At 59.3% G+C, this 504-nt stretch carries 1 protein-coding gene and 1 pseudogene; both read left to right on the top strand.

Going from position 1 to position 504, the window contains the following annotated elements:
* Positions 1-77, top strand: a 77-nt coding sequence (locus JKL46_RS37180; RefSeq protein ID WP_201843096.1) for a 4Fe-4S dicluster domain-containing protein, incomplete at its 5' end; no start/stop codon positions are given.
* Positions 78-169: 92 nt separating this feature from the next.
* A pseudogene (locus JKL46_RS35170) lies at positions 170-504 on the top strand (Re/Si-specific NAD(P)(+) transhydrogenase subunit alpha); the annotation flags it as partial.

The raw sequence follows: 504 nt of genomic DNA, 5'->3' as shown, positions 1-504 counted from the left end.
ACATCAAGGATCCGAACCAGAACATCACCTGGGTCACCCCCGAGGGCGGCGGCGGGCCGAACTACGTCAACATGTGAGATTGTTGAGTGAGGAATACACATCGCGGGGCTTCTGCTGTCCTCACACGTCACTCCACTATAGGTCTACCAAGTTTGAAGGGACATACGGAATGCTGATCGGTGCGCTCAGGGAGATCTCCAACCGCGAGAACCGCGTTGCGCTGACGCCCGATTCCGCTCGTGCATTGCAGAAGCTCGGACATACCTGCGTCCTCGAGTCGGGTGCGGGTGCCAAATCGAGTTTTTCGGACGCGGCTTACATTACAGCAGGCGTCGAGATCCTGCCCTTCGCGCAGGCAGTCGCTGCATCCGCCGATGTCATCGTTAAAGTACGTCCGCCGACGGAGGAGGAGGTTCAACACCTGCGTCAGGGCCAGACGCTGATCTCGTTCTTCTACCCGGCCCAGAACCAGGAGCTCCTGGAGTTAGCGAGGTCTCACGGCGC

The sequence above is a fragment of the Microvirga zambiensis WSM3693 genome, assembly GCF_016735695.1.
Taxonomy (GTDB): domain Bacteria; phylum Pseudomonadota; class Alphaproteobacteria; order Rhizobiales; family Beijerinckiaceae; genus Microvirga; species Microvirga zambiensis.
Note: the sequence above shows the minus strand (reverse complement) of the source record. Positions and strands in the feature narration are given on the sequence as shown.